At 65.8% G+C, this 637-nt stretch carries 1 protein-coding gene; it reads left to right on the forward strand.

From position 1 onward, the window contains the following. The coding region (locus tag ACXJ3V_RS20330) for an SDR family NAD(P)-dependent oxidoreductase (RefSeq protein ID WP_457102169.1) at window positions 1-450 on the forward strand (450 nt) is incomplete at its 5' end. Window positions 451-637 lie beyond the last annotated feature (187 nt).

Raw genomic sequence — 637 nt, forward strand, 5'->3', positions numbered from 1 at the left:
GGCGTGGACGAGTGGCGCGACACGATCATGAACGACGCAGTCGGCTTCTTCAATGCCGTCAAGCTGGCGCTGCCGCACCTGCGGGCGGGCGGAGGGGGATCCATCGTGGCGCTGAGTTCGGCTGCGATGGCGCGGCATTCCCCGATGGACATCCTTTCGACTGGCCCGAAAGGCGCCATCGAGTCCGTGGTCCGGGCGGTCGCGCGCGAGGAGGGTCGGTACGGCATCCGCGCAAACTCGGTGGGCCTGGGTGCCTTCGACACTGGCCTGATGGACCGCGTATGGGCGCACCTGTCTCCAAAGGTGGCCGAGGCGATGCACAAGGGACCGCCTCTTGGCCGCATCGGCAAGGCCGACGAGGCCGCGGACGCCATCGTGTTCCTTGCGTCCAACCGGTCCGGTTACACGACCGGCCAGCGACTCGTGCTGGACGGTGGCTTTTCCGCCTGAGCCCGTTTCATCTATTCGCCAGGAGGCAACCTTGAATTTCAGCATGACCCCGGAACAGGAACAAATTCGCGAAGCCATCGACAAGGCCTGCGCGCCTTTCGATGCGGACTACTGGTTGCGCAAGGACCGCGAGGGCGGCTTTCCTTCCGACTTCCACCAGGCGCTGGCCGACGCAGGGTGGTTGGGC

It is taken from the genome of Microbacterium sp. P5_E9 (genome assembly GCF_054049175.1).